Source organism: Methylobacterium sp. J-088, assembly GCF_022829295.1.
In the GTDB taxonomy this organism is placed as follows: domain Bacteria; phylum Pseudomonadota; class Alphaproteobacteria; order Rhizobiales; family Beijerinckiaceae; genus Methylobacterium.
The window spans coordinates 1-826 of the sequence record NZ_JAKSYH010000265.1 but is presented as its reverse complement, the minus strand read 5'-3'; the positions used below and the strand labels follow the sequence as shown (position 1 = coordinate 826).

The following is an 826-nucleotide window of genomic DNA, read 5'->3' as shown; positions in this document are numbered from 1 at the left end:
GCGAACTGGCCCGACACGCCGCCCGTGGCCGACAGGATCGTGTAGGTGGTGCGCGGGTTGTAGCGGCCGGCGGCGGCCAGCACCTGGACGGTGCCGCCCCCGAGTGCGGCGACGCCCCCGGCGGTGATCCGGTCGGCTTGGCCTGCGGCGTTGGCCTCGACCCGGTAGGTCGAGCCCGACGCGAAGGCGACGTTGCCGGTGACGGACAGCGTGCCGATCGCGTTGCCCGGCGACACCGTGCCGCCTGACAGCGCGCTGATCCCGCCGAGCGTGCCCGAGCCGCCGAGCAGACCGCCGGAGCCGACGACGACGGTGCCGGTGATCGTGCCGTTGGCCGCGAGGGCGCCGCCCTGGCCGATGGCGACGTCGATGCCGAGGCGGTCGGCGGTGTCCATGGTCAGGGTGCCGGTGACGTTCCCGAAGTAGCCGGCCGCCGCGTAGAGGTCGAGGCGGCTCCAGTAGCTGAGCGGGCTGCCGTAGAAGGCGGCGAGCGCGTTGGTCTCGGTGTTGACGAGGATCTGGTTGATCGTCCCCGTCGAGAGCTGGCCGTAGAGGCCGCCATTGGGCGCGAGGGTGCGGGCGGCGGTCGTCGAGCCGCCGTAGAGCGGCGCGAGCAGGATCGACGCGTCGGGCCCGTCGGCGGGCGCCTGCTCGCGCGGTCCTTGAGCGAAGCTCAGCGTCGGCAGGCCGTAGGTCAGGCGGCTCTGGTAGGCGGCTTGATTGGCGGCGGACGGGACATAGGGATTGCTGGCCGCATTGGCGGCGCTGCCCGCGCAGGCCGCGACGGTGTTGCCGCACTGGGCGGCGAGGTAGGCCTGGAGCTGGG

General features: G+C 73.6%; 1 protein-coding gene. It reads right to left on the bottom strand.

Annotated features, from left to right (window positions below):
- A partial coding sequence (locus MKK63_RS29595) for an autotransporter outer membrane beta-barrel domain-containing protein (RefSeq protein WP_244007876.1) occupies positions 1-826 on the bottom strand: 826 nt, incomplete at both ends.